The sequence below is a fragment of the Thioalkalivibrio sp. AKL6 genome, from assembly GCF_000376905.1.
In the GTDB taxonomy this organism is placed as follows: domain Bacteria; phylum Pseudomonadota; class Gammaproteobacteria; order Ectothiorhodospirales; family Ectothiorhodospiraceae; genus Thioalkalivibrio; species Thioalkalivibrio versutus.
On the sequence record NZ_AQXS01000010.1, the window covers coordinates 497,291 to 523,776 of the forward strand.

The window sequence follows — 26,486 nt, forward strand, 5'->3', positions numbered from 1 at the left end:
GAACCTTCATGGTAGCCGCATCCTGGACCCTGGAACCATTCGCCGGTGAAGAACTCTTCAAGGCAGACTGCCAATCCATCCGCAGCAACCCACAACGAGGCTCGAATGTCATCGGCCAAGGACGCCCTGCAACAGGTAGAACGCGCACTGAACGAGGTCCTCCTTGGCAAACCCGAGCCGGTGCGCCTGGCGCTGGCCTGCCTGCTGGCCAATGGGCACCTGCTGATCGAGGACGTGCCCGGGGTGGGCAAGACCACCCTGGCCCACGCCCTGGCCCGGGCGATGAACCTCGAGTACCAACGCGTGCAGTTCACCAGTGATCTGCTGCCCGGCGATGTCCTCGGTGTCTCCATCTTCGAGCAGGCCAGCGGCCAGTTCCGCTTCCATCCCGGGCCGATCTTCACCCAGGTCCTGCTCGCCGACGAGATCAACCGCGCGCCCCCGAAAACGCAGAGTGCCCTGCTGGAAGCAATGGAAGAGCGCCAGGCCAGTGTGGAGGGCGCCACCCGCGAATTGCCGGTGCCGTTTTTCGTCATCGCCACCCAGAATCCGGAGGAGCAGGTTGGCACTCACCCGCTGCCGGAATCCCAGCTCGACCGGTTCCTGATGCGCATCCAGCTTGGCTACCCGGACGCCGGCGCCGAACGGGCCCTGCTGGAACGCAGCGGTCCCGCCCCCGCGGCCGCACCGGTGGCGGAGAGCCACCCCACTCCGCCCAGCCTGGTGGCCCCGCACCAGCTGCGGGAGTGGCAGGACCGGGTAGCCGAGGTCCATGCCGGTGCGGAGGTCCTCGACTATCTCCAAGGCCTGATCAGTGCCAGCCGCGACCGAGCGCGCTTCGCCCACGGCCTGTCACCGCGTGCCGGGCTGGGACTACTGCGTGCGGCCCGGGCCCACGCCTTCCTGGAGGGCCGTGACTACACGACACCCGACGATATCGCCCTCGTATTGCCAGCCGTTGCCGGACATCGGGTGCGCGCACGCGAGCCGGAGCCCCCCGAACGCACGGTCGCGCGCCTGATGGAATGCGTCCCGACTCCGTGACCGGACCGGCCCGCTCGCGCGGCCGAATGGCCCGCCTGCGCGACGATGCCATCCGCTGGATCACCCGGCGCCACGCACACGATGGCGACCAGGCGCACCTCGGGCGCGACCGCATCTACATCCTGCCCACGCGTGCCGGGTACACCCTGTTCGGCATCATCCTGGTGATGCTCCTGGGGGCGATCAACTACTCCAACAACATGGCGTTCCTGCTGACCTTCCTGCTGGTGGGCATCGGCCATAACGCCATGTGGTATACCCATCGCAACCTGCTGGGGCTGCAGGTCTCCACCCTGCCCGTCCCTGCGGTATTTGCCGGTCAACCGCTGCCCCTCCCGCTACGCCTGAGCGAGACCGCTGGACGGGCCCGCGAGGCCCTGGTCCTGCGCATCGGGGCGCACTCCAGCGCCCCCTTCCCGGTCCCGGCACAGGGGACCCATACCGCACAGCTGGAACTCCCCGGACTCGCGCGCGGCGTCTACCGCCTGCCACGCCAGCGGCTGGACACACGCTACCCGCTGGGCATCCTGGAGGTCTGGAGCTGGCTGACCCTGGCGCCGGAGATCGTGGTCTACCCGGCGCCGATCGATCCGGGACACACCGCCGGGGACGATGGCGAAGAAGCCGCAGGGGCACACGACCGGCGCGAGGGCGATGCGCCCGACCAGATCCGCCCCTACCGTGCGGGGGATCCACCCGGTCGCATCGTCTGGAAGGCCTTCGCCCGCAGCGGCAAGCTGCATGTCCGTGAATTCGCCAGCGGCCAGGGTGATCGCCTGTGGCTGGAATGGGGGGCCATGCCCGCCTCCGATACCGAGACCCGCCTGTCCATGCTGTGCCATCAGGTACTCGCGGCCCACGCGGAGGGCCGCGTCTTCGGCCTGCGCCTGCCAGACCAGGCCCTGGAGCCGGCCCAGGGAGTGATTCACCGCGATCACTGCCTGCATGCCCTTGCGCGATTCCGCAGCAACCCGGTCGAATTGAACCCGGAGCCGGGCTCATGAGAGACAAGACCACCAGGCCTGCAGACCACACGGATCTGCGCGGATTGGAGCTGGCCCTGGTCGCCCTGCCGGTCGCCGCCCTGCCACACGTCTGGCATCAGCCACCGTGGATCACCGCGCTGGTCGTGCTCGCGATCGCCGCGCGGGCGTGGCTGCTGGGCACGGGCCGCCCCGCCCCTTCGCTGGGCGTGATGAGCGTGCTGGCCGTGATCGCCGGTGGCCTGACCTTCGCGCAGTTCGGCACCGTATTCGGCCAGGAGGCCGGCACCGCGCTGTTGCTGGTGATGATCGCCTTCAAGCTGCTGGAGACCCGCAACCGCCGCGACATCGTGATCGCACTGTTCCTCGGCTACTTCGTGGTGGTCACCACCTATTTCTTCGACCAATCCATCCTGATCGCGGCCTATTCGCTCCTGGCCACCTGGCTGCTCACCGCCGCACTGATCCAGGTGCATGCCGGACGCGTGATCCCCCGCCCGCGCCTCGCGCGGCAGGCGGGCGCCATGCTGCTGCATGCCCTGCCCTTCATGCTGATCCTGTTCTTCGTCTTTCCGCGCGTCGAGGGTCCGCTGTGGGGCGACCCACAACGCGAGCAGACCGCGCGCACCGGGTTGTCCGGCGAGCTCAATCCCGGCGATATCGCCAACCTGCTGCAGGACGAATCGACCGCGCTGCGGGTCGAATTCGACCGCCAAGTGCCGCCCCTGCGGGCGCAATACTGGCGCGCCCTGGTCATGACGGACTTCGATGGCCGGCGCTGGTCCGCGGACGAAAATCGCTCGGTGATCCAGCCCACGGCCGCCGACACCGACAACGTCATCCGCTACACCGCCACCCTGGAGCCCACCCGAGCGCGCTATCTGCCGATGCTGGATTACCCAAGCGCCCTGCCCGAGGATGCCGAGCTGCGCGCGAACTACCAAGTCCTGCGCGATCGCCCCGTGACCAGCCGCATCCAGTACAGCGCCGAGGCCGCCCTGACCACCCCACCCGGAGCGGGCGAACCCACACTGGATCCACAGGAGCGTACCCGCGCACTGCACCTGCCGACTTCCGCCGCGCCCCGGTCGCGGGCCGAGGTTGCCCTGTGGCGCGCCACCCACGGAGACGACGATCGCGCCATCATCCAGGCGGCGCTGCAACGGTTCAGCGCCGAGCCATACCGCTACACCCTCCAGCCCCCACGACTCGAAGACGACACCACCGACACCTTCCTGTTCGAGACCCAGGCCGGTTACTGCGAGCACTATGCCTCCGCGTTTGCAGTGCTGATGCGCGCGGCCGATATCCCGACCCGCGTCGTCACCGGCTACCAGGGCGGAGCATGGCAGGCCCGTGGCGAATACCTGCGCCTGCGCAACGCCGATGCCCACGCCTGGAACGAGGTCTGGCTGGATGGCGAAGGCTGGATCCGGGTCGACCCCACCGCCGCCATCGCACCCGAACGCATCGAACAGGGGCTGCCCGGGCTGGCCAACGACACCGGCGAGGAGATACCCGGCTTTCTTCGCCGCGGGGAGGGGCTCTCCTGGCTGCAGCGGGCGCGCTTCGGGATGGACGACTGGGGCGACTTCGTACGCTTTCGCTGGGAAAGCTGGGTGCTGGCCTTCGACCCCGAACGCCAGCGCGAGCTGTTCGCTCGCCTCGGGCTGGATTCGCAGGACTGGCGCTCGGTCCTGATCGCGCTGGGGGTTGGGTTCGGCAGCCTGGCGCTGATCGCCCTGACCTGGGTAGGGCTGCGCCGGCCGCGCCAGCGGCACGCGCCCGCCGATCGCGTGCTGCAACAACTATCGCGCCGCATCGCGCGCCACGACCGCCGCCTGGCCCGCCAGGCCCACGAGCCTGTGGATGCCTGGTCCCGCCGCGTCGCACGGGCGCGCCCGGATCTGAGGGAATCCTTGAAGGCCTTCGCAGAGGCCTACAACCGCCAGCGTTTCGCCCCGTTGACGCCCGAACAACGCCGAGAAGATTTGCGTCACCTGCGCGGCCTGCAGTACACGGTACCGCGAGGGAAGCCGCCCGCGCCCGGACCGGACCCCGTCCAGGCGTAGTGCGCGCTCGTGTTTCCGGCGCCCCAAACGAGTCGGGGCCGTCCGGTCTGTCTGACCCGGACGGCCCCGTTTTCTGTCCACGACCCGCGGTGAGCGAATCGTCCCGCGTGACGCCTTATGCCGCGTCGTTACGGAAGATGAAGTGGTGCCGCGCACCGCGCCGCTCGTCCTGACGCCGCGCGACCTTCTGCACCTCGGGACGGTTGGCAAACTGCGCCAGGGTAATCCCGTCGAGGAAGTCGTAGAGCTGCTGGCTCAGGTCGTCCCACAGCTCGTGGGTCAGGCAGCGATCGCCGTCCTGGCAGTCCTTGTGGCCCTTGCAGCGCGTCACGTCGACGGATTCATCCACCGCCGTAATGATGTTGGCAATGCTGATCTGGTCCGCACGCTTGGCCAGGCGATAACCACCACCCGGGCCCCGCACGCCTTCCACCAGATCGGCCTTGCGCAGCTTGGCGAACAGCTGCTCGAGGTAGGACAGCGAAATGCCCTGGCACTGCGAGATGTCGGCAAGCGTCACAGGACCGATCCGGTCGTGAATCGCCAGATCCATCATGGCCGTCACTGCATAGCGGCCCTTGGTTGAGAGTTTCATGCTTGTTGCCTCCGAATAACCTTGAGTATGTGTCCTGCTCGACATCCGTTCGCAGGCTGGCATCCATTCTTAATTCCTGACAACGCCTGTCAAGAATAATTCCTTACTTACCTGACAATGGTAGTCGGGAATAATTCCCTCATTCTAGCAGGCGAATGAAGAAAGATCACGGAATGCTAACGTAGGTATTCAGAACCGTTCCATGCAACGGAGTTCCCCGGCACAAGAGCGAATCGGCAACGGGCCAGCCCTGGCAGAAGGCAGGGGGGAGGAAGGACGAAGAGACGATATGCCCGAGCGGAGACGCGCTTTTCCGATGGGTACCGGAGATGACGGACGTGCCCGTCCGGGCACTTGGCTTGTCAGCCGGACGGCCGACTGAGCTCCGGCACGGCCGGACCCTCGAGGATCATCACCAACGTCCCGACCGGCAGGCGCGGGAACAGCTCGATCACTTCATCGTTGCGCATGCGCACACAGCCCTCCGAGGCCGGTTCGCCAATGCGTCCCTCCTCGTCGGTCCCGTGGATGTAGATGTACCGGCGCAGCGAATCCACATTGCCGCCCCGATTGATGCCCGGCTCCAGCCCTTCCAGCCAGAGGATCCGCGAGGTGATGTTATCGCGCGGGCTTTGCGCGCCCGGTTCGGTCAGGATTTCCGCGATCTGGCCGGTGTTGCCGCGGGCACGGAAGATCGTGCCACGCGGCGCGCTGTCACCGAAGCGCTCGGCAATCCGATGCAGGCCCAGCGGCGTCTTGAAGGTTCCCTCCTCGAAACCCACCCCGCGCGCCGAGGTCGATACATCGAAGATATCCGTCACCCGCCCGGCCTCCCAGACATACAGCCGCTGCTGGTCCACCCGGACCACCACCACCGGGACATCATCCGCATTGGGGGCTCGTTCGCGGGCATCCCGGACGACGCGTTCGATCCATTGGAGACTGGGCAAGAGCACCTCGCGTCTACTTCTTGTTGGCCAGATCCAGCACCTCGCCGGCGACCGGCGTGTTCACCAGCCCGTCACCGCGCAGCGCTGCGAGGTGTTCCAGGTAGTCCGGAGGCAGTCCAGTCACGTACTCCCCGGTGAAGACCGAGCAGTCGAACTCCTGAATGTTCCGGTTGCCGCGGCGCACGGCCTTTTGCAGGTCTTCAAGGTCCTGGTAGATCAGGCGGTCGGCGGCAATCGCCTCGCACACCTGGGCCTCGTCCCGACCGTGGGCAATCAGCTCGTCGGCGGCCGGCATGTCGATCCCGTACACGTTGGGATAGCGCACCGGCGGCGCGGCCGAGGCGAAATAGACCTTCTTCGCCCCGGCCTCGCGCGCCATCATCACGATCTCGCGCGAGGTCGTGCCGCGCACGATGGAGTCGTCCACCAGCATCACGTTCTTGCCGCGGAACTCCAGCGAGATCGCGTTGAGCTTCTGGCGCACGGATTTCCGCCGCTTGGTCTGGCCCGGCATGATGAACGTACGCCCGATGTAGCGGTTCTTGATGAACCCCTCGCGGTACTTGATGTTCAGTTCGTGCGCCATCTCCAGCGCTACGGTACGGCCGGTGTCGGGGATCGGTACGATCACGTCGATGTCGTGATCCGGCCAGATACTCCGGATCTTTTCGCCCAGCGCGGTCCCCATGCGCATGCGCGCGCGGTGGACGAACACGTTGTCGATCACCGAGTCTGGGCGCGCGAAGTAGACGTGCTCGAAGATGCACGGGTTCAGGCGGGTCCCCTCGGCACACACGCGCGTGCTGACCTCGCCGTCCGGCGTGATGAACACCGCCTCGCCCGGTGCCAGGTCCCGCTCCAGATCAAAGCCCTGGGACTCCAGCGCGGCACTTTCGGAGGCGACCATCCATTCGCGCCCGCCCTCTTCGGCCTCGCGCGAGCCATAAACAATGGGCCGAATGCCGTGCGGATCGCGGAACGCCAGCAGACCGCCCCCGGCGATCATCGCGACCACCGCGTAGGCGCCTTCGGCCCGCTGGTGCACGCGCTCCACCGCATCGAACACGGAATCCGGCGTCAGCCCGTTGTCGAGGAAGCGCAGCAGCTCCTGGGCGAAGACGTTCAGGAGGATCTCGGAGTCCGAGTCGGTGTTGATGTGCCGGCGATCCGTGGCGTACAGCGCCTGCTTGAGCTCGCGCGCGTTGGTCAGGTTGCCGTTGTGCCCCAGCGTAATCCCGAACGGCGAGTTCACGTAGAACGGCTGCGCCTCGGCCGAGCTGGACGAACCGGCCGTCGGGTAGCGCACATGGCCGATACCCATATGGCCCGTCAGGCTCTGCATGTGCTGGTTGTTGAACACATCGCGCACCAGACCGTTGTCCTTGCGCAGATGCAGCCGCCCGTCATCGTCACAGGTCACAATGCCTGCGGCATCCTGGCCCCGATGCTGCAAGACCAGCAGGGCGTCATAAAGGGGCTGGTTCACCGGGCTGCGCCCGACGATTCCGACAACTCCACACATACGGTTTCAGGCTCCAGGGTTTTGCAAACGCTGACCAAAGCCGTTCACGGCCTGTCAGCACACGTTGCGCTGCAAATGCCGTTTGCAGCTCGCTTCTAGGGCGTCGCCGGCTCGTCGGCGTCGGGGATTACTTCTTCGACCGGCTCGTCACTCGCCAGCAGATCATGGATCTGTTCCTGCCAGCCTTCCGGCAATTGGGCAATCAGCCAATCCACCAGGCGCTCGAACTCCGGGATCAGGCGGCTGTTTTCCCACCAGGACTCGTCCGGCATCAAGGTCAGCGAGGCAAGGAAGATCAGCACCGCCACCAGCAGCACACCGCGCAGCAGCCCAAAGATCACGCCCAGCGAGCGGTCGGTACCGGTCAGCCCGGTCCCCTTCACCAGGCGATTGGCCACCACGCCGAGAATGCCGCCCACAATCAGGACGCCAATAAAGATCAGAGCGAAGCCAATGCCCAGGCGCAGGGTGGCATCCGACACCGCCTGGGGGACTTGTTCCGCCACCTCGGCCGCATAGCGGATACCCAGCCACACGCCCACGATCCACGTGGCGAGCGAAAAGGACTCGCGCACGAAGCCACGGAAAAGGCTGATCAGCCCTGACACAACGATCAGGGCGATGATGATGAGGTCGATCCAGTTCACGGGGCCGGCATCGCGTGCTGAAAGGGCGCGTAGTTTACCCCAGCCATCGGTTCCTCGCAGGGTGCCCCGGTCGTCATGGCCATCAGGGGTGTGCCACCACGATACCGGACAACTCCAGCTCGTCCTGCAGGCGTTCGCCCAGCTTCACGGCCTCCTCGCGCTGCGCCAGCGGACCGACCTTCACCCGGTAAATCGGGCGGCCATCGGCCATGGAGTCATCGATGAAGGCGGGCCAGCCCGTGTCGCGCAGGCGGGCCGCCTGCTCGCGCGCGTTGTCCTCGCCGCGGAAGCTCCCCACCTGCACCGCCCACCCGGCCTGGACCGGCTCGTCTGGCTCGACCGAGCGCACCGGCGCATCCTGGCGGGCCGCGGAACCTCCCTGCTCCCCAGCGGCCGCGCGCGCGCCCTCGCCATTCTCCAGGCTGTGCAACTCGGCAACCGGCCTGTCGCGTTCCGCCACCGGCGCGGCGGGTGCCGTGTCCCGACGTGCAGCCGGGCGCTCCGATGGCAGGGCGATATCGGGCTCGGCAAAGGTGGGCGCCGCGGGCACCGGGTCATCGATCCCGCTCATGTACTCGTACCCTGCCCCGTCGAACAACCAGGGCAAAAAGATGACCGCCAGCACGATCAGGATGACCGCGCCAACCAGGCGAAAGCGGATGGGATTGTCGCTGCTGGTCATGCGGTCATCCGAGGGCGGCGCCAGGGCCAGTTAAGGAAACACTACACGCCTGTGACACTACGCTCGCTCGCGCCGGCGTCGCAAGCCGTCGGGCGTGACGCGCCTGACGCTCAAAGGGCATGCACAACCTCGCCCGCGCCACCAAGCGCCTCGGCCTGTCCGGACAGTGCCAGGTCGGCCAGGTCCTGCGACTGCTCCAGTACCGCCGCCACGGTGTAGAACGAACCGAACACCACCACCCGGCCGCAAGGTCCGGCGCAACGCGTTGCTTCTGCGATGGCCGCCGCGACGTCATCCACGCGGGACACCCGGCGTTGTCCGCTCGCCTCCAACTCGGTGGCCAGCGCCGCGGCGGGCAATGCCCGCGGCAGGTCCAGCGGGACTGGCACCCAGGCATCGACGAGGCCATCCAGACGACTCCACATGGCGGCCCGCTCCTTGTCCGCCATGACGGCGACCAGGGCCACCACCGCGCCCGGGACGGGATGCGCCTCCAGCCAGCGCGCCAGTTCGTTGACCGCATGCACGTTGTGGGCAACATCCAGCAGCCATTCCGGCTCGCCGTGTAGCCGCTGCAGACGCCCCGGCGCCGAGATCGCCAGGGCCCGACTGACGACACCATCGTCGAGCCCCCGGGCCAGTCCCAGTGATTCGACCACAGCGAGGGCCGTAGCCGTGTTCAGGAGCGCCGCACCATCAATCCGGGCGGCTGCGCCCTCGACCCGCCATTCGCGCGCCGTCCCCTGCCACTGCCATCGTAGCGTCGTCGCGTCGCGCGTCAGGGCGAAATCACGCCCACTGCGCAGGACCTGCGCCCCCAGTTGTGCGGCATGCTCCAGCACGCTGGCCGGCGGTTCGGGCTCGCCCAGCACTACCGGGCGATTGGGGCGCATGATACCGGCCTTCTCGCGGCCGATCGCCTCGCGACTGTCGCCCAGCCAGGTCTGATGATCGAGGTCCACCGCGGTGATCGCAGCGACGTCGGCATCCCAGATGTTGACGGCGTCCAGGCGCCCGCCCAGCCCCACCTCCAGCACCTGTACCGCGACTCCCTGCTCGCGGAACAGCCAGACCGCGGCCAGTGCACCGAATTCGAAATAGGTCAGGGAATCCTCGCCGCGAGCCTGGTCGATCGCCTCGAAGGCACGGCACAGGGCGGCATCGGAGACGGGCTCGCCGTCGATGCGGATGCGTTCGTTGTAGCGCAGCAGGTGCGGCGAGGTGAACAGGCCGACCTTCAGCCCCTGCGCCTGCAGCAGGGCCGCGGTGCGCGTCGCCACCGTCCCCTTGCCGTTGGTCCCGGCCACGATCACGGTGGGCGGTCTGCCGGCCCCACGCAGCCCCAGGCGGTCGGCCACCAGGGCAATGCGCTCCAGGGTCAGATCCATTCCCACGGGATGCAGTTGCTCCTGGAAGGCGAGCCACTGCGCCAGGGTCGTGAAGCGCACCGGCTGCCTCAGGCGGGGCGCGGCGCGTCGACGCGCTCGCCGTCCGCCCCGTTTTCGGGACTGATAACCTCGACGGACCCCTCACCCTCCGCCTCATCCGCGGTTGGGTCGGCGCCCGGCGCCGGGGCGTGGGTCAGCATGCCCAGCACCGCAGCCAGACGGCTGCGCATGTCACGGCGATCGACGATCATGTCGATCGCGCCATGCTCGAGCAGAAACTCCGAACGCTGGAAGCCCTCGGGAAGGGTCTCGCGCACGGTCTGCTGGATCACGCGCGGCCCGGCAAAGCCAATCAGGGCATTCGGCTCGGCCACGTTCAGATCACCCAGCATGGCCAGGCTCGCCGACACACCCCCCATGGTCGGATCCGTCATCACCGAGATGAACGGGATGCGTTCTTCCTGCATGCGCGCCAGTACCGCGCTGGTCTTGGCCATCTGCAACAGCGAGAACAACGCCTCCTGCATGCGCGCACCACCGGAGGCACTGAAGCACACCAGCGGGATGCCCTGTTCCAGCGACCGGTTGGCCCCACGCACGAAGCGCTCGCCCACCGCGGAGCCCATGGAACCGCCCATGAAGCGGAAGTCGAAGGCAGACGCCACCAAGGGGCGCCCCAGAAGCTGGCCCTGCATCACGACCAGGGCATCGCGCTCGCCGGTGGCCCGCTGGGCCGCCACCAGGCGATCCTTGTACTTCTTGGAATCGCGAAATTTCAGGACATCGGAGGATTCGATATCCGCCGCGATCTCCTCACGGCCCTCGGCATCCAGGAAGGTTTCCAGGCGCCGGCGTGCGCTCATGCGGCGGTGATGACTGCATTTCGGGCAGACATCGAGGTTGCGTTCCACCTCGGGGCGATAAAGCGTCGCGTCACAGCCCTCGCAACGGACCCACAGGCCCTCCGGGACCCCCCGCTTGGTCGCATTGTCGGTGCGGATGCGCGAAGGCATCAACTTCTCGAACCAGCTCATGCCGTCTCCCCGTAATTCGAATCGGCGCCGCGCATTCTACACCGTGGCTGCCGCGCCCGGGGAGCGCGCCGCATCCATGGCACGACGCATCTCACTGACCACCGCCGCCGCCGCACGGGCGAAGCCGTCGGCATCGCCGTCGTGCTCCTCGGCCAGGCGCACGATTGCGCTGCCCACCACCACGGCATCGGCCACCTGCGCGACCCTCCCCGCGGTCTCCGCATCGCGAATGCCGAAGCCGACGCCCAACGGCAGCCCGGTGTGGCGACGCAGACCCTCCAGGCGCGCGGCCAGTGCCGAGGTATCCAGGGTCTGCGAACCGGTCACGCCCTTCAGCGATACGTAGTAAACGAAGCCGCGCGCCGCCCGGGCCACATGATCGATACGCGCCTCCGAGGTCGTGGGTGCGATCAGGAAGATGGGATCGATGCCGGCCTGCTCCAGCAGCCCCACCACGTCCTCGCTCTCCTCCGGCGGCAGGTCCACCGTCAGCAACCCATCCAGCCCGGCCGCCTTCGCGGTCTGGGCAAAGGTCTCGTACCCCATGCGCTCCACCGGATTCAGGTAGCCCATCAGGACCACCGGCGTGGTGGTGTCCTGCTTGCGGAACTCCGCCACCATCGCCAGCACGTCGCGCAACCCGGTGCCAAAACGCAGGGCCCGTTCGCAGGCCTTCTGGATCACCGGGCCATCGGCCATCGGGTCGGAAAACGGGACGCCCAGCTCGATCAGGTCGGCCCCGGCCTCCACCAGTGCGTGCATCAGGGGTACGGTGGCCCCCGGCTCCGGGTCGCCCGCCGTCACGTACGGGATCAACGCCGCGCGATTCTGTTCGCGCAGTTCGGCAAAACGCTGCTCGATGCGGCTCATAGCGTAATCCCCTCGCGTTCGGCCACGGTGTTCAGGTCCTTGTCGCCGCGCCCGGACAGATTGATGATGATGCTTTGATCGGGACGCATCTGCGGGGCCAGGTCCAGCACATGGGCAATCGCATGACTGGTCTCCAGCGCCGGGATGATGCCCTCGGTGCGGGTCATGCGGTGGAAGCCAGCCAGCGCCTGGTCATCCGTTACCGACACGTAGTTCACCCGGCCGATGTCCTTCAGCCACGCATGCTCCGGCCCGACGCCCGGGTAGTCCAGGCCCGCCGAGACCGAGTGCGTGCCGATGATCTGGCCATTCTCGTCTTCCATCAGGTACGTCCGGTTGCCGTGCAGAACGCCCGGCTGCCCGGCGCACAGCGGCGCAGAGTGGCGTCCGGTCTCGACCCCGTCGCCCCCGGCCTCGACCCCGATCATCGCCACCGACTCGTCGCCAAGGAACGGATGGAACAGCCCGATGGCATTGGACCCGCCGCCAACACAGGCGACCAGGGTATCCGGCAGGCGGCCGGTCATTGCCAGGTGCTGCTCGCGGGCCTCGCGGCCGATCACCGCCTGGAAGTCACGGACCATCGCCGGATACGGGTGCGGCCCTGCCACGGTGCCAATGATGTAGAAGGTGTCGTCGACGTTGGTCACCCAGTCGCGCATCGCCTCGTTCAACGCGTCCTTCAGGGTGCGGGTGCCGGACTTTACCGCCACCACCTCGGCGCCCAGAAGGCGCATGCGATAAACGTTCTGAGTCTGGCGCCGGGTGTCCTCCTCGCCCATGTAGACCACGCATTCCAACCCCAGCCGCGCGGCCACGGTGGCCGTCGCGACGCCGTGCTGTCCGGCACCGGTCTCGGCGATGATTCGCTTCTTGCCCAGGCGCTTGGCCAGCAGGGCCTGGCCGATCGTATTGTTTACCTTGTGCGCCCCGGTGTGGTTCAGGTCCTCGCGTTTGAGGTAGATCTGCGCACCACCCAGTTCCCGCGACATGCGCTCGGCGTGATAGAGCGGGTTGGGCCGCCCAACGAACTGCTTCAGGTCATGATCCAGCTCCGCCAGGAAGTCGGGATCCTGCATGTACTGCTCGTACACCGCCTGTAGCTCGTCCAGCGCCCCCATCAGGGTCTCGGACACGAAGCGCCCGCCATACGGCCCGAAATGCCCACGGGCATCCGGGAAAGCCGCCCAGTCAATCTTGTTCATCAGTCTCCACCTCGCATTGACGCACCGCCTGCACGAAGGCCCGCATGCGTCGTGCATCCTTGACCCCGGGCGCGGATTCCACCCCGGAACTCACATCGACCCCGTACGGGCGCAGGTGTTCCAGCGCAGCGCGCACCGAGTCCGCATCCAGCCCCCCGGCCAGCAGCCAGGGCCGTTCCAGGGCATCGGGGACGCGCTGCCAGTCGAAGCGGTGCCCCGACCCGCCGCTGCGCCCCCCACCATGGCTATCCAGGAGAAACCCCTGGGCATCCGGGTGCTGCTCCATCGCCGGGCGTGGATCCTGCCCCTTGCCCATGGCGATGGCCTTCAGATAAGGCCGCCCGAAGCGCGCGCAAAACGGCGCCGTCTCGTGCCCGTGAAACTGCAGGCAATCCAGCCCTACCGTCTGCAACACCGTTTCGACTCGTGACGGATCCGGGTCCACGAACAGACCCACCGTGGTCACGAACGGCGGCAGCGCGGCCGCGATGGCCGCGGCCTGCGCCGGCTCAACCGCCCGCCGACTCGCTGCATGAAACACCAGCCCGATGGCATCGGCCCCGGCCGCCGCCGCGGCGCGTGCCTGTTCCGGGCTCGTCACTCCGCAGATCTTCACCCGATAACGCATGCGCCCGCCGGCCTCCTCTGTCCGGTCGCAAAGCCTACCAGAACCCGGCACGCGATCCGGCTTTCCCGCAATCACCCCGGCGCATTCCCCGGGACGCCATCGAGGACCGGCCCCGCGGTGATCGGCAGCTCGAACTCCACCGGATAATCCACATGCACGAAATAGAGCCCGCCGGCCGGCGCGGTGATCCCCGACGCGCGCCGATCACGCGCCGCCAGAACCTCCGCCGGCCAGCCGGGATCGGCGCGCCCATCCCCTACCGCCAACAGCACGCCGGCGATGTTGCGCACCATGTGATGCAGAAAGGCATTCGCGTGGATGTCCAGGATCACAAGGGCCCCGCGCCGGATCACCGACAACGAATGCACGCGCCGCACCGGCGATTTCGCCTGGCAAGCCGCCGCCCGCAGGCTGCTGAAGTCATGTTCGCCGACAAAGGTCTGACCCGCGCGATGCATGCGCTCCGCATCCAGCGGACGCCGCCACCAGGACACTCGTCCGGCCTCCAGTGCCGGACGCACCGCTCGATTCGCAATGACGTAGCGATACCGTCTGCCAAATGCGCCGAACCGGGCGTGAAACGCCCCCGGAACCGGTTGCGCCCAGGTCACGGCAATCGCGTCAGGCAGGCGACTGTTGGCGCCCAGGATCCATGCACGCGGCTCGCGCTCCGCCGGAGTATCGAAATGCACCACCTGCGCCGTGGCATGGACTCCCGCATCGGTGCGCCCCGCACAACTCAACGCGACCGGATGATTCGCCACAAACCCCAGTGCCGCCTCCAACTGCTGCTGCACGCTGGGACCGTCCTTCTGGCGCTGCCAGCCCAACAACCCACGCCCGTCATATTCGACCCCCAGCGCCCAGCGTTGTACCTGCTCACCCGCATCATTGAAGCCCGGTTGTGCGTGCGCCTCACTCAAATGTCCGCTCCTCAAAAAAACCACCAAGTGAGCCAGGCCGCCAGCACCCCGAACCACAAGCCGATGACTGCCCAGCGGGGCACTGCCCGATTCTCCGTCCCAAGGTCGGCCGGGCCGTCCTCCGCCCCGCTCGGTCCGGAAAGGGCCTGATCCAGACGCTGCACCAGCCACTCGCGCACCGCTTCCAGCCGAGCCTTTCTCGCCCCCCCAAGCGCCTCCCGGCGCGCCTTGATCGCCGCTCGATCCCCCTCGAAATACATCAGGGCGAGAAACAGTCGCCGGGCGAAACGCTCGCCCCAGGCACCGAACACCTGCCAAGGTCCGCCCAGCACCAAACCGAGACTGCGTACGAGCACAGGCCTTGAAAACCGCTCGGTAAGCCAGACCACCAGCAGCAGCACCAGGACCAGGGCGAGGATACGAGTCCCGGCCTCCTGGAGCCCAGCGGCAAGATCGCCACCCTCCATCGGCCATAGGCCATAGAAGATCAGCAGGGAGAGGTAGAACCACTTCATGCGCAGGATCAAGCGACCGGCACGGCCCCAGGCAAACCCGCCGGGCCACGCCAGCCCGCCCACGAGCACGGCCATCACCACGAGTACCCGTGGCTCGGCCGATACCAGCGCAGCAGAAGCAGCCAGCACCCCCAGAAACGCCCACACCGCCCACACCACGCCCGGCGGGTGCGGTACCGATTCTGGCGGCAATTCGGAGGTCTGAACCAAGCGTGAACCGCCCTCGCAGCGATTAATGAACCACAAAAAAGGCCCCGCCCGGGGTTTTGCCCCCGGGCGGGGCCGGTCTGCACATTCCGGGGGTCAGCCGAGACCGAACCGGGAACATCCGGTCCGGAACTCCGACTTCCCGACGGTCACGAGCCCTGAATCTGCTCGCGGATCCCCTCGGCCTCGCGTTTCTGATCATCGGTGCCCGAGGTCAGGACCTCGTCGATCAATTCCTGGGCACCTTCCTGATCTCCCATGTCGGCATAGGCCTGGGCCAGACTCAGACGCGTGACGTTCTCGTCCGCGTCCGCTCCTGCGGAACCATCGTCGGTTTCATCCTGACCGGCAACAGGCGCATCGGAACCACCCGGGCCAAGCAGGTTCTCGTCCAGATCCAGGCCAGCTTCCGGCTCCGCCTGTTCCCCGCCACTCGCGGTGGAATCTGTCTCCGGAAGCTCGTTCTCGTCGATGTCGAACGCAAGATTGTTCAAGTCCCCATCAGCATCCGCGCTGGAAACATTACCTTCCGCGGCGTTCGCCAGATCCGCTTCCAGATTCTCGTCGAGGTCGAACGACAGGCCCTGATCATCCGCAACCGGCTCGCTCCCCAGGCTTTCCGCCGCCTCGTCGGTCTCGGGAAGCTCCAGACCCGAGAAATCGATCTCATTGCTGTCGGATTCCGTCGCGCGGCTTCCTTCCGCAGAAGGCACATCACCGAGATCGCCGGCCATCGCGCCACCAGCTGCAGTGGCGCCAAGACCGGCCCCCTCCCCAATCCGGGATTCAAGATCGGACAGGCGATCACGCGTAGCCGTATCACCCGCATCCAGCCGACCGCGCAGCGCACCGGCCGCCTGCCTTGCGCTCTCCTCATCCTCAAGCGCGAGATGTGCCTCGACCAATTTCAGGCGGTACTGCTTGTTATCCGGATCGCGCTCGATCGCCGCATTGAGCGTCTCGACCGCCTGATCGTTCATGCCGTACGCCAGGCAGACATCCACCTCTGCCAGTACGTCATCTGTCGCCTCGCCTCCCTTCTGACTGGTGCTGGCGACCACGACCTCGCCAACCTCTTCCCCCGAATCGGCCGACAGATGGGAAGCGTCTTCCTGTTGCCCATCATCGCGTTCCGCGCCACCCGCCGCCGCGGCCGTGCCAACCACGGTGGCAGCGGCGGCACGGGTCGTCGAGCGATCTGGCGAACCCATCTCCCCGGTCTCGTAACTGCGGGCATCGAAGCCGGTCGCCTGCACCTTGCTGTTGTCCGCACGCGGCTTCAGGCCGGAACCGTGATCGTCGACCATCACCTCGCGGCGGCCGCCGCGGGCAAAAGCCAGCAACACCAGCAGCAGCAGAATGACCAGCGCAATCGCCATCATCAGCAGCAACGGGTCATTCATGATGCGTTCGTGCAGCGGGGCATTGCGTTCAGCATCCGCACGATCCAGACGGGTGCGCAGCTGTTCGCGCTCGGCGCGCAGCTGGCTCAGCTGTTCCTCGAGCCCGGCCATGTTCTCGCTGGAGATCTCGGCCAGACGCCCACGCTCGCCAAGCTCCTCGCGCAATTCGGAGAGCTCGGCGCGCATTCCGTCCATTTCGGCGCGCTGGGACAGCAGGGCTTCCTGCAGCAGCTCCTCGGAACCCCCCTCGGTTGCCCCGGCTTCGGCATCTTCCGGCAGCAGATCGGCGACGATCTCCAGGCGATCCTCGGGCGCCACCGCCTCGGTCGCGGCCTCGTCGCCCACCGCCGTTTCGTCCTCGGTCACGGCCGAGTCCGATTCGGCCACTGCGGATTCGTCGTCCGCAACCGCCGCGGCAGCGTCCTCCGTAACAGCCGATTCTTCGTCCTCGGCGAGCGCCTCGCCCTCGACACCCTCCTCAGCCGCGGCCGGAGCCGGCTCCGGTTCTTCGCGAGCCGCGCGAGTGGATTCCTGCCAGGAGCGCGTCTGATCGGCAACCTCGGCCCGCGCCTCGGCGGTACTGCGCGCGTCCAACTGTTCGCGGGACGGCGTACGCAATTCCGCGTCCGCGCGCAGCGAATTGATGTTGTTACCCATGAAGGCCTGCGGATTGGCGTCGAGGAACGCGAGCATGGCCTGCTCGTCGCTGTATCCCGAGACACCGCTGCGGCGCACGACCGCGTAGAGGGTGTCGCCACTACGCACCCGGATGGTTTCGCCTTCGCGGGTCGCACGCGGCGCCGCGCCGGGGTCCCCGCTCACGGCCGGCGCAGAAGTTCCGGAAGGCATCGTGCCGGGCGGATCCAGCAACAACGAGACCTCGCGCATGGCGCGCCCGCCATCCCAGCGCGCCTCCAGCAGCATGCCCACATAGGGCTCGCGCACCGGCCGGCGTGTGGTCAGGATGATGCGGTCACCCTCCACCTGGATGTTCAGGTCCCCCGGAACACCGCCACGGTTCAGACCGGCGCGGCGGTATGCATCCTCGGAAGCCTGGCGAATTCGCAGGGAATCGCCCGCAGCTGCCGCTCCCCGCAAGGGAATCTCCGCCCGCAAGGGCTGATTCAGGAAGGATTGAAGATTGATTTCGCCGAAGCCCACGGAACTCGAGGACGCCGGGGCCACCAGCAGCAAGAACAAAAACCCAACCAAAAACTTGCGCACGAATTCCCCCTGAAAATGCCACGTGGCCGTACTGCCTCGGCCGACACGGCCGATGACCCCCTGGCCACGGATGTACCGGGTAGTGTCCCCGGCGTTTTCCCGGATTAAATCACAGGTAATCGCGGATCAAAACCTCCGCGATCTGAATCGTGTTCAACGCGGCCCCCTTGCGCACGTTGTCCGAGACCACCCAAAGGTTCAGTCCGCGGGGGTGGGAAATGTCCTCGCGGATGCGGCCGACGAACACCGCATCCTTGCCGGAACCCTCGGTCACCGCAGTCGGATAGCCCCCGTCCTCGTGCTTGTCCAGCACCGTGATCCCCGGTGCGCCGGAGAGGATTTCGCGCGCCTTCTCCGCACTGATCTTCTCGCGCGTCTCGATATGCAGGGCCTCGGAATGCCCGTAGAACACCGGAATGCGCACCGCGGTCGGGTTCACCAGGATGGACTCGTCGCCCATGATCTTCCGGGTCTCCCAGACCATCTTCATCTCTTCCTTGGTGTAGCCATTGTCCTGGAAGACGTCGATGTGCGGCAGGGCATTGAACGCGATCTGCTTGGGATACACGTTGCACTCCACCGGACGGCCATTCAGCAACGCCGCCGTCTGGTGCGCCAGCTCCTCGATCGCCTCTTTTCCAGTACCGGACACGGCCTGGTAGGTTGCCACGTTAATCCGTTCGATGCCGACCGCATCGTGCAGCGGCTTCAGCGCCACCAGCATCTGAATGGTGGAGCAATTCGGGTTCGCGATAATCCCGTGTTTCGTGTAATCGCCCACCGCGTCCGGGTTCACCTCCGGAATCACGAGCGGGATCTCCGGGTCGTAGCGGAACTGGGAGGTATTGTCGATCACGACGCAGCCGGCCGCCGCCGCCTTGGGCGCATATTCCGCGGACACCGAGGCGCCCGGCGAGAACAGCCCGATCTGCACCGTGGAAAAATCAAAAGTCGCCAGGTCCTCGACCTCCAACTCGCGCCGGCCGTAGTCCACCGTCTTGCCCACCGACCGCGAGCTGGCCAGGGCATGCACGCGCCCGATCGGCAGGTCGCGCTCGGCCAGGATGGACAGCAGGGCCTCGCCAACGGCGCCCGTTGCCCCGACCACGGCCACGTCAAATTTGCGGTCACTCATCGTTAATTCCCGGTTTAATTTTGATCTTCAAGCTATTGATAGTTCTATTGAACCGTAGGATGCGACGAGCGCAGCGAATCGCATCAATCTCTTCCCCAGCGGAGGCAATGATGCGTTTCGCTGCGCTCAACGCATCCTACACTTGCGCGTGATACAAGCCCCGTTCGTGAGGCCGCCTCAATCGTCCAGCGCAGCCACCAGGGCATCCCCCATCCCCTGGGTACCCACCAGTGTCATGCCTTCACCGAAGATGTCCGGCGTGCGCAGGCCCTGATCCAGTACCCGACCCACAGCCGCCTCGATGCGTTCGGCCAGGTCGTTGCGGTCCAGACTATGACGGAGCAGCATCGCGACCGACAGCACCGTCGCCATCGGGTTGGCCTTGCCCTGCCCCGCAATATCCGGTGCCGAACCGTGGATCGGCTCGTACAGACCCACGCCCTCGCTGTTCAGCGAGGCGGACGGCAGCATGCCGATGGAGCCGGTCAGCATCGCCGCTGCATCGGACAGGATGTCCCCGAACATGTTGCCGGTCACCATCACGTCGAACTGCTTCGGGTCACGCACCAGCTGCATCGCGGCGTTGTCCACATACATGTGAGACAGCTCGACCTCGGGGAATTCCTTCCCGACACGCTCGACCACCTCGCGCCACAGCTCGGAGACTTCCAGCACGTTGGCCTTGTCCACCGAGCACAGACGCTTGCCCCGCTTCATCGCCGCCTCGAAGCCGACTCGGGCGATCCGCTCAATCTCCGATTCGCTATAGACCAGCGTATTGAAGCCGACCCGCTCGCCATTGCGTTCCTCGATCCCGCGTGGCTGGCCGAAGTAGATCCCCCCGGTCAGCTCGCGCACGATCAGGATGTCCAGCCCGCTGACCACCTCGGGCTTCAGCGTGGAGGCCGAGGCCAGCTGCGGATACAGGATCGCCGGGCGCAGGTTCGCGAACAGGCCGAGATCCGAGCGGATGCCAAGCAACCCACGCTCGGGGCGCAGGTCGCGCTCCAGCGACTCGTACTGCGGGCCACCCACCGCCCCCAGCAGGATCGCGTCTGCACGACGCGCCGCCTCGCGGGTGGCCTCCGGATAGGGGTGCCCGGCCGCGTCATGCGCCGCGCCCCCGATCAGGCCCTGCTCGATCTCCAGATCCAGACCGCCGATCTCGCCCACGCGCTCCAGCACCTTCAGCGCCTCGGCCACGATCTCGGGCCCAATCCCGTCCCCGGGCAATACCAGAATTCGGCTCACAAACCTCTCCCAAGTAACTATTATTCTTTACCTATACATTCCTAGTGGCAACGTCATTGCGAGGAGCCGCAGGCGACGTGGCAACCTCCGGTCGCAACCCCCGACGTTTACCCGAGCCAGCGCCGGGGCTGCCCTGGGAGATCGCCACGTCGCTGCGCTCCTCGCGATGACGGTGCTTCCTGCCCCCCGTCATTGCGAGGCCCCGCCAGGGGCCGTGGCACAAAAGCGCGAAGCGCGTTGAACGGCCGCAGGCCGGCCCGAAGGGCGAGCGCAGCGAGTAACCTCCCAAAGCTGCCAGAGCGCCGGTACGGGGATCCGGTGGTTCCGGACGGAGGTTGCTTCGTCGCTTCGCTCCTCGCAATGACGGTGCCCGGATCCAGGCCGTGCCAGACGCACCGTCTACCGTTGTTGTTCCGCCATCCACGGCCATTCGCGGCGCTGGCGCTCCTCGAAGGCGCGAATATCGTCCGCAAACTGCAGCGTCAGGGCGATATCGTCCAGCCCGTTCAGCAGGCGATGGCGGCGGTCCTCGTCCAGCGTAAAATCGAATACGGTACCGTCCGGCGCGGTCACGGTCAGCTCGTCCAGGTTCACCTCGACCTGGGCACCCGGGTTCGCCTCCACCTGGTCGAACAGGCTTTGCACCTCGTCCTCGGCCAGCACCACGGGCAGCAGCCCGTTCTTGCAGCTGTTGGAGAAGAAGATGTCCGCGAACGACGGCGCGATCACGGCGCGAAAGCCGAAGTCCGTCAGCGCCCACACGGCATGTTCCCGCGAGGACCCGCAGCCGAAGTTCTTGCGCGCCAGCAGGATGGTCGCCTGGTCAAACGGCGCCTGGTTGAGCACAAAGTCCGGGTTCGGCCGGCGCTTCGAGCCATCCATGCCCGGCTCGCCCGGGTCCAGGTAGCGCCAGTCGTCGAAGGCATTGGGGCCGAAGCCCGTGCGCTTGACCGACTTCAGGTACTGCTTGGGGATGATCGCATCGGTATCCACGTTGGAGCGGTCCAGCGGCGCGACGATCCCCTTGTGTACAGTAAAGGCCTGCATCGCTTACGCCTCCTTCAACGCGGACGGTTCAATGAAGTGCCCGGCGACGGCCGCCGCGGCGGCCAGGGACGGGCTGACCAAATGCGTGCGCCCACCCTGCCCCTGACGCCCCTCGAAATTGCGGTTCGAGGTCGAGGCGCAGCGCTCGCCCGGTTCCAGGCGGTCGGCGTTCATCGCCAGGCACATCGAACAGCCCGGCTCGCGCCACTCGAAGCCGGCATCCAGGAAGATGCGGTCCAGCCCCTCCTGCTCCGCCTGCTGCTTCACCAGCCCGGAGCCCGGCACCACCATCGCCAGCTTGATGTTGTCGGCCTTCTTGCGGCCCTTCACCACCTCGGCGGCGGCGCGCAGGTCTTCGATCCGGGAATTCGTGCAGGACCCGATGAACACCTTGTCCGGACGGATCTCCGTCATCGGGGTGTTCGCCTTCAGGTCCATGTACTCCAGCGCCCGCTGCATGCCCTCGGCGCGCACCGGATCGGACTCGGCCGCCGGGTCCGGCACCCGCCCGTCGATCGGCGCGACCATCTCCGGCGAGGTGCCCCAGCTGACCTGCGGGGCGATCTCGGCGGCATCCATCTCCACCACCGCGTCGAACTCGGCATCCGGGTCGGAGACCAGCGTGCGCCAGTACTCGGCCGCCCGCTCGAACATCTCGCCGGTCGGCGCCTGCGGCTTGCCGCGCACGTATTCGATGGTCTTCTCGTCCACCGCGACCATGCCCGCACGGGCCCCGGCCTCGATCGACATGTTGCAGACGCTCATACGGCCTTCGATCGACAGGCTGCGGATCGCGGAGCCGGCAAACTCGATCGCGTAGCCGGTACCGCCAGCGGTGCCGATGCGGCCGATGATGGCCAGCACCACGTCCTTGGCGGTGACGCCCGGGCGCAGCGCGCCTTCCACACGGATCTGCATGGCCTTGGTCTTCTTTTGCCACAGGCATTGCGTGGCCAGCACATGCTCCACCTCGGAGGTGCCAATACCAAAGGCCAGCGCGCCCAGCGCGCCATGCGTGGAGGTATGCGAGTCGCCGCAGACTACGGTCATGCCCGGCAAGGTCGCGCCCTGCTCCGGGCCGATCACGTGCACGATGCCCTGGCGCACGTCGGCCATCGGGAAGAATTTCAGCCCCAGGCTCGTGACGTTGCTCTCCAGTGTTTCCACCTGGATGCGCGAGACCGGATCCGCAATCCCCTGGTCGCGGTTCTCCGTGGGCACGTTGTGATCCGGCACCGCCAGCACGGAATCGCCGCGCCATGGCTTGCGCCCGGCCAGCCGCAGCCCCTCGAAGGCCTGCGGACTGGTCACCTCGTGCACCAGGTGGCGGTCGATGTAGAGCAGCGTCGAGCCATCCGGCTCCTCGCGCACCCCATGCGCCTCCCACAACTTGTCATACAGGGTCTTGCCAGCCATTACCTACTCCCGCGGCCGTGCCGCGTTCTATCGTTCTTGCGTCCCACCGCCGACGATCCACCGGCGCTATACAGGCTCGCCCTTGCACCGCGTCGCCAACTGGCACCGTCATTGCGAGGAGCGTAGCGACGAAGCAACCTCCGTCCGAAACCACCCGATCCCGGTACTGGCGCTCTGCCAGCTTCAGGAGGTTGCCGCGTCGCCTTCGGCTCCTCGCAATGACGTCGTTTCATGACGCCCGTTGATCTAGAGTCTGGGCCCGCCCCGGTATTCTTTCAAATCCGATTTCTTATCCGTATCATTCCATACGGTTATATAGGTGCCGGGTCATGCCGAGCCCGACCATCGAACGAACCATTATCTCACGCGGGGACTGGAGAGACACGGATGCGCCCAGAACAACTGAGTGTCGAATCCCTGCAGGCCTTCGTCGCGGTCGTCGACACCGGCGCCTTCTCCGCCGCGGCCGAACGGCTGCACCTGACGCAGCCCGCCATCAGCAAGCGCATCCAGTCGCTGGAGGCCACGCTGGAACGTCCGTTATTCGAGCGCCAGGGTCGGCGTGTACGGCCGACCGAGGTCGCCGAACGCCTGCTGCCCGAGGCCCGGGAAATCCTCGCCCGCCTGCGCGCCATCGAGCAGCAGGTCGCCGACCTCGACCAGGTGGTGCGCGGCCGCATCCGCCTGGCCACCTCGCACCACATCGCCCTGCACCGCCTGCCCACGCCACTGTCGGCCCTGCGCGAGCGCTACCCGGAGCTGGAACTGGAACTGGCATTCATGGATTCCGAGGCCGGCATCGAGGCCGTCATGCACGGCGACGCCGACCTGGCCCTGGCCACCCTGCCCGAGGATCTGCCGAAGGGCGCCGAGGCGCACACCGTATGGACCGACGAGCTTGTTCCCATGGTCGCCCGCAACCGCGCTGACGATACCCCGCTGGATACCCTGCGGCGCCTGCACGACTGGCCAGCCATCCTGCCGCCCGGGGATTCCACCACCCGCCGCCAGATCGACCAGGCCCTGGCCGCACAGGGCCTGCACCCCACTGCCGCCCAGGAAAGCCCCTACCTGGAAGTCATCCGCATGCTGATCGCGGCCGGCCTCGGCATCGGCTTCCTCCCCCGCACCATGGCCACCGACGACCTCGCCGTGCTCGACTGGCCCGGCGGGCCCGTCACCCGCCAGCTCGGCTGGGTCCGCCATGCCGAGCGGTACCGCTCCCGCACGCTGGAGGCTGTCATCGAGGCGTTACAGCGGCCGCAGTAACCCGATGCCGCCGCCCCCTTCCAGGCCGGCAGCCGCGCGGTCAGGCGCGGGCGGCTTCGCGGGGGAGGAGGGACGAGATCATCCAGGTGGCGAAGATGAAGAAGGTGGAGGCGATCAGGGCGCCTTCCAGGCCCCAGACCATGAAGATCGCGCCGGAGGCGACAGTGCCGACCAGGCGCCCGCCGGCGTTGGCCATGTAGTAAAAGCCGACCTTCATGGCGACGCGGTCGGCCTCGGCGTAGTCGAGGATCAGGAAGGAGTGGACGGCGGAGTTGATCGCGAACACCACGCCGAACACGCCCAGCCCGACCATCAGCACCCAGGCCGGGTTCAGGCCCACCTCCAGACCGATTACGATGGCGATCGGCAGCAGCATCAGGATGAAGGCCCACAGCCGCGCGGTGAGGCCGGTCGGGTGCACCCCACCCTTGCCCAGCAGGCGCGGCACCGAGGCCTGCACGATGCCGTAGCCGATCACCCACAGCGCGAGGAACGCGCCGACCTGCATGTGGTTCCAGTCCAGCGTGGCGCTGAGGAATACCGGCAGCGCGACCACGAACCAGACATCGCGCGCGCCGAACAGGAAGAAGCGCGCAGCCGAGAGTACGTTGATCGCGGTGGAGTTGGAGAACATCTGGGTGAACTTTGGCTTGCCACCGACCTTCCCCAGGCCGCGCGGCAGGCCGACCACCGAGAACAGCATCACCACGGCCAGCATCCCGGCGAGGATCACCAGCGCCATCTGAAAGCCCACGCTGTAGAGCAGCGCCCCGCCAACGAAGAAACCGACCCCCTTTAGCGCGTTCTTGGAGCCGGTGAGCACCGCGACCCAGCGAAACAGCCGTCCCTCCCCGTCGCCGGCCACCAGCTTCACCCCGGACTTGGCACTCATCTTGTTCAGATCCTTGGCGATGCCCGATAGCGCCTGCGCGAACATCACGTAGGCCACGCCCAGCCAGGCCTCGGGCACCGTGAGCATCAGCAGGGCCGCCACCTGCAGCAGCGTCCCGCCAATCATAGTGGTGTTCACCCCCAGCCGCGCGGCCAGCCAGCCGCCGGTCAGGTTGGTGATCACCCCGAACAGCTCGTAGAACAGGAACAGAAAGGCAATCTCCAGCGGGCTGTAGCCCAGCTGGTGGAAGAACAGCACGACCAGCATGCGGATCGCGCCGTCGGTGACGGTGAACGCCCAGTAGTTCGCGGTAATCCGCGCGTAGACACCCAGCCCCAGGGCGGGCGGCCCGCCCGGGTTTGGCTGGTCGGCCGCTCCGCTCACGACGGCCTCAAACCCCCAGCTTGGCGACGCGGGCGACCAGCTCGACCAGTCGGTTCGCGTAGCCCCATTCGTTGTCGTACCAGGCCAGCACCTTCACCTGGGTGCCGTCCACGACCATGGTCGACTGTGCATCCACGATGGACGAACGCGGGTCGGTGCGGAAATCGCTGGAGACCAGCGGCCGGTCTTCATAGCCGAGGATGCCCTTGAGATCACCGTTCGCGGCCTCGCGCAGCAGGCCGTTGACCTCCTCCGCCGTGGTCTCGCCCGCGACCTCGAAGGTGAAATCGGTCAGCGAGGCATTCATCAGCGGCACGCGCACCGCGTGGCCGTTCAGCCGCCCGTTCAGCTCGGGGAAGATGTCGCCGATCGCCTTCGCCGACCCGGTGGTGGTCGGGATCAGGTTCAGCCCGGCCGCACGGGCCCGGCGCAGATTGTCGCGCGGCAGGTCCACCGGCGACTGGGTGGCAGTCATGTCGTGCACGGTCAGAATCGTGCCGTGGCGGATCGACAGCGCCGGGTGCAGCACCTTGACCAGCGGCGCCAGGCAGTTGGTGGTGCAGGAGGCGGCCGTCACCACCGGGTGCTTCGCCGGCTCGTAGGCCTCCTCGTTCACACCCATCACCACGTTCAGCGCACGCGCGTCCTTCACCGGCGCCGCGACCACCACGCGCTTCGCACCCCGGGTGAAATGCGGCTCCAGCGTATCCATGGTGCGAAAGGCACCAGTGGAATCGATCACGATGTCCACCCCCGACTCGTCCCAGGGCACCTGCCCCGGCTCGGCAAGGCTCGTGTGGCGCAGCTCGCGCCCGCCGATGCGGATCTGCTCGGCCTCGGCGTCGGGCTCGCGGCCCCAGCGCCCGTGCACCGAGTCGAACTCCAGCAGATGCCCGGTGACCGTTCCGTCCGCCGCGACCTCGTTCAGGTGCACGATCTCGATGTCGTCCCGATCCCAGGCCGCACGCAGCGCCAGCCGACCGATCCGCCCCATCCCGTTGATCCCTACGCGCACCGCCATGGCCCCCTCCCGCGAAAAATCGCGTCAGCATACCCCGCCCCAATGACAAACGCATGACGCCCGACCACGGGCAACGGCACCACCACCAGCGCACGAATGCACAAAGACGGTCAAGAGCGATTCACAGGAAGAAGGGAAGAACGGAAGATTTTTTGTTGATTGGACCGGGCGAGGCGCAA

23 protein-coding genes are annotated in these 26,486 nt (G+C 67.0%); 4 read left to right on the forward strand and 19 right to left on the reverse strand.

Annotation, left to right across the window (positions count from 1 at the left end; translation table 11 throughout):
* Nucleotides 1–105 precede the first annotated feature (105 nt).
* From D575_RS0110320 to D575_RS0110330, 3 genes are read left to right on the forward strand one after another with little or no spacing between them, the layout of a single operon-like run.
* The gene (locus tag D575_RS0110320) at nucleotides 106–1,044 is read left to right on the forward strand and encodes a MoxR family ATPase (RefSeq protein WP_018145843.1); all 939 of its coding nucleotides are present in this window, start codon (nucleotides 106–108) and stop codon (nucleotides 1,042–1,044) included.
* A complete protein-coding gene (locus D575_RS0110325) occupies nucleotides 1,026–2,048 on the forward strand; it encodes a DUF58 domain-containing protein (protein ID WP_018145844.1) in 1,023 nt (340 codons plus the stop codon). Before D575_RS0110320 ends, D575_RS0110325 begins: the two co-directional genes overlap by 19 nt.
* Nucleotides 2,049–2,092: 44 nt before the next feature.
* Complete coding sequence (locus D575_RS0110330) at nucleotides 2,093–4,099, forward strand: transglutaminaseTgpA domain-containing protein (protein ID WP_018145845.1); 2,007 nt, start codon at nucleotides 2,093–2,095, stop codon at nucleotides 4,097–4,099.
* 115 nt (nucleotides 4,100–4,214) lie between these two features.
* Here the strand turns inward: D575_RS0110330 and iscR are convergent, their stop codons facing one another.
* The 17 genes from iscR to leuC form a co-directional block, all read right to left on the reverse strand.
* Nucleotides 4,215–4,694 (reverse strand): Fe-S cluster assembly transcriptional regulator IscR, encoded by a 480-nt coding sequence (gene iscR / locus D575_RS0110335; protein ID WP_018145846.1) that lies wholly within the window; start codon nucleotides 4,692–4,694, stop codon nucleotides 4,215–4,217.
* 362 nt (nucleotides 4,695–5,056) lie between these two features.
* Nucleotides 5,057–5,644, reverse strand: a complete 588-nt coding sequence (locus D575_RS0110340; RefSeq protein ID WP_018145847.1) for a L,D-transpeptidase — start codon at nucleotides 5,642–5,644, stop codon at nucleotides 5,057–5,059.
* A gap of 13 nt (nucleotides 5,645–5,657) precedes the next feature.
* On the reverse strand, nucleotides 5,658–7,166 hold the full coding sequence (gene purF, locus D575_RS0110345; RefSeq protein WP_018145848.1) for an amidophosphoribosyltransferase: 1,509 nt from the start codon (nucleotides 7,164–7,166) through the stop codon (nucleotides 5,658–5,660).
* A 95-nt stretch (nucleotides 7,167–7,261) separates the two neighbouring features.
* Entirely contained in the window at nucleotides 7,262–7,813 is a 552-nt protein-coding gene (locus D575_RS0110350; protein WP_018145849.1) for a CvpA family protein, read from the reverse strand.
* 82 nt (nucleotides 7,814–7,895) lie between these two features.
* Nucleotides 7,896–8,495: an SPOR domain-containing protein gene (locus D575_RS0110360; protein WP_018145850.1), complete on the reverse strand. Its 600-nt coding sequence runs from the start codon at nucleotides 8,493–8,495 to the stop codon at nucleotides 7,896–7,898.
* Between the two features lie 110 nt (nucleotides 8,496–8,605).
* On the reverse strand, nucleotides 8,606–9,943 hold the full coding sequence (gene folC / locus D575_RS0110365) for a bifunctional tetrahydrofolate synthase/dihydrofolate synthase (RefSeq protein ID WP_018145851.1): 1,338 nt from the start codon (nucleotides 9,941–9,943) through the stop codon (nucleotides 8,606–8,608).
* 8 nt (nucleotides 9,944–9,951) lie between these two features.
* A complete protein-coding gene (gene accD, locus D575_RS0110370) occupies nucleotides 9,952–10,917 on the reverse strand; it encodes an acetyl-CoA carboxylase, carboxyltransferase subunit beta (RefSeq protein WP_018145852.1) in 966 nt (321 codons plus the stop codon).
* A gap of 36 nt (nucleotides 10,918–10,953) precedes the next feature.
* Entirely contained in the window at nucleotides 10,954–11,787 is an 834-nt protein-coding gene (trpA, locus tag D575_RS0110375) for a tryptophan synthase subunit alpha (protein ID WP_018145853.1), read from the reverse strand.
* The gene (trpB, locus tag D575_RS0110380; protein ID WP_018145854.1) at nucleotides 11,784–12,992 is read right to left on the reverse strand and encodes a tryptophan synthase subunit beta; all 1,209 of its coding nucleotides are present in this window, start codon (nucleotides 12,990–12,992) and stop codon (nucleotides 11,784–11,786) included. The genes trpA and trpB overlap by 4 nt, the downstream gene beginning before the upstream one ends.
* Complete coding sequence (locus D575_RS0110385; RefSeq protein ID WP_018145855.1) at nucleotides 12,979–13,620, reverse strand: phosphoribosylanthranilate isomerase; 642 nt, start codon at nucleotides 13,618–13,620, stop codon at nucleotides 12,979–12,981. Before D575_RS0110385 ends, trpB begins: the two co-directional genes overlap by 14 nt.
* A gap of 71 nt (nucleotides 13,621–13,691) precedes the next feature.
* The gene (gene truA / locus D575_RS0110390; RefSeq protein ID WP_018145856.1) at nucleotides 13,692–14,543 is read right to left on the reverse strand and encodes a tRNA pseudouridine(38-40) synthase TruA; all 852 of its coding nucleotides are present in this window, start codon (nucleotides 14,541–14,543) and stop codon (nucleotides 13,692–13,694) included.
* Between the two features lie 11 nt (nucleotides 14,544–14,554).
* Nucleotides 14,555–15,217, reverse strand: coding sequence for a hypothetical protein (locus tag D575_RS0110395; RefSeq protein WP_018145857.1), 663 nt, complete (start codon nucleotides 15,215–15,217; stop codon nucleotides 14,555–14,557).
* A gap of 197 nt (nucleotides 15,218–15,414) precedes the next feature.
* Complete coding sequence (locus D575_RS0110400) at nucleotides 15,415–17,892, reverse strand: FimV/HubP family polar landmark protein (RefSeq protein ID WP_018145858.1); 2,478 nt, start codon at nucleotides 17,890–17,892, stop codon at nucleotides 15,415–15,417.
* 109 nt (nucleotides 17,893–18,001) lie between these two features.
* Nucleotides 18,002–19,027 carry an aspartate-semialdehyde dehydrogenase gene (locus tag D575_RS0110405; RefSeq protein ID WP_018145859.1) on the reverse strand — a complete coding sequence of 342 codons (1,026 nt, stop codon included), beginning with the start codon at nucleotides 19,025–19,027 and terminating at the stop codon, nucleotides 18,002–18,004.
* A 177-nt stretch (nucleotides 19,028–19,204) separates the two neighbouring features.
* Complete coding sequence (leuB, locus tag D575_RS0110410) at nucleotides 19,205–20,278, reverse strand: 3-isopropylmalate dehydrogenase (RefSeq protein WP_196799820.1); 1,074 nt, start codon at nucleotides 20,276–20,278, stop codon at nucleotides 19,205–19,207.
* A gap of 399 nt (nucleotides 20,279–20,677) precedes the next feature.
* Nucleotides 20,678–21,325, reverse strand: a complete 648-nt coding sequence (leuD, locus tag D575_RS0110420; RefSeq protein WP_018145861.1) for a 3-isopropylmalate dehydratase small subunit — start codon at nucleotides 21,323–21,325, stop codon at nucleotides 20,678–20,680.
* Between the two features lie 3 nt (nucleotides 21,326–21,328).
* Nucleotides 21,329–22,741 (reverse strand): 3-isopropylmalate dehydratase large subunit, encoded by a 1,413-nt coding sequence (leuC, locus tag D575_RS0110425; RefSeq protein ID WP_018145862.1) that lies wholly within the window; start codon nucleotides 22,739–22,741, stop codon nucleotides 21,329–21,331.
* Nucleotides 22,742–23,128: 387 nt separating this feature from the next.
* Between leuC and D575_RS0110430 the strand changes: the two genes are divergently transcribed.
* Nucleotides 23,129–24,010 (forward strand): LysR family transcriptional regulator, encoded by an 882-nt coding sequence (locus D575_RS0110430; RefSeq protein WP_018145863.1) that lies wholly within the window; start codon nucleotides 23,129–23,131, stop codon nucleotides 24,008–24,010.
* Nucleotides 24,011–24,050: 40 nt separating this feature from the next.
* Here the strand turns inward: D575_RS0110430 and arsJ are convergent, their stop codons facing one another.
* Together arsJ and D575_RS0110440 are read right to left on the reverse strand one after the other, a co-directional pair.
* Complete coding sequence (arsJ, locus tag D575_RS0110435; RefSeq protein ID WP_018145864.1) at nucleotides 24,051–25,286, reverse strand: organoarsenical effux MFS transporter ArsJ; 1,236 nt, start codon at nucleotides 25,284–25,286, stop codon at nucleotides 24,051–24,053.
* 7 nt (nucleotides 25,287–25,293) lie between these two features.
* Nucleotides 25,294–26,307, reverse strand: a complete 1,014-nt coding sequence (locus D575_RS0110440; protein WP_018145865.1) for an ArsJ-associated glyceraldehyde-3-phosphate dehydrogenase — start codon at nucleotides 26,305–26,307, stop codon at nucleotides 25,294–25,296.
* Nucleotides 26,308–26,486 lie beyond the last annotated feature (179 nt).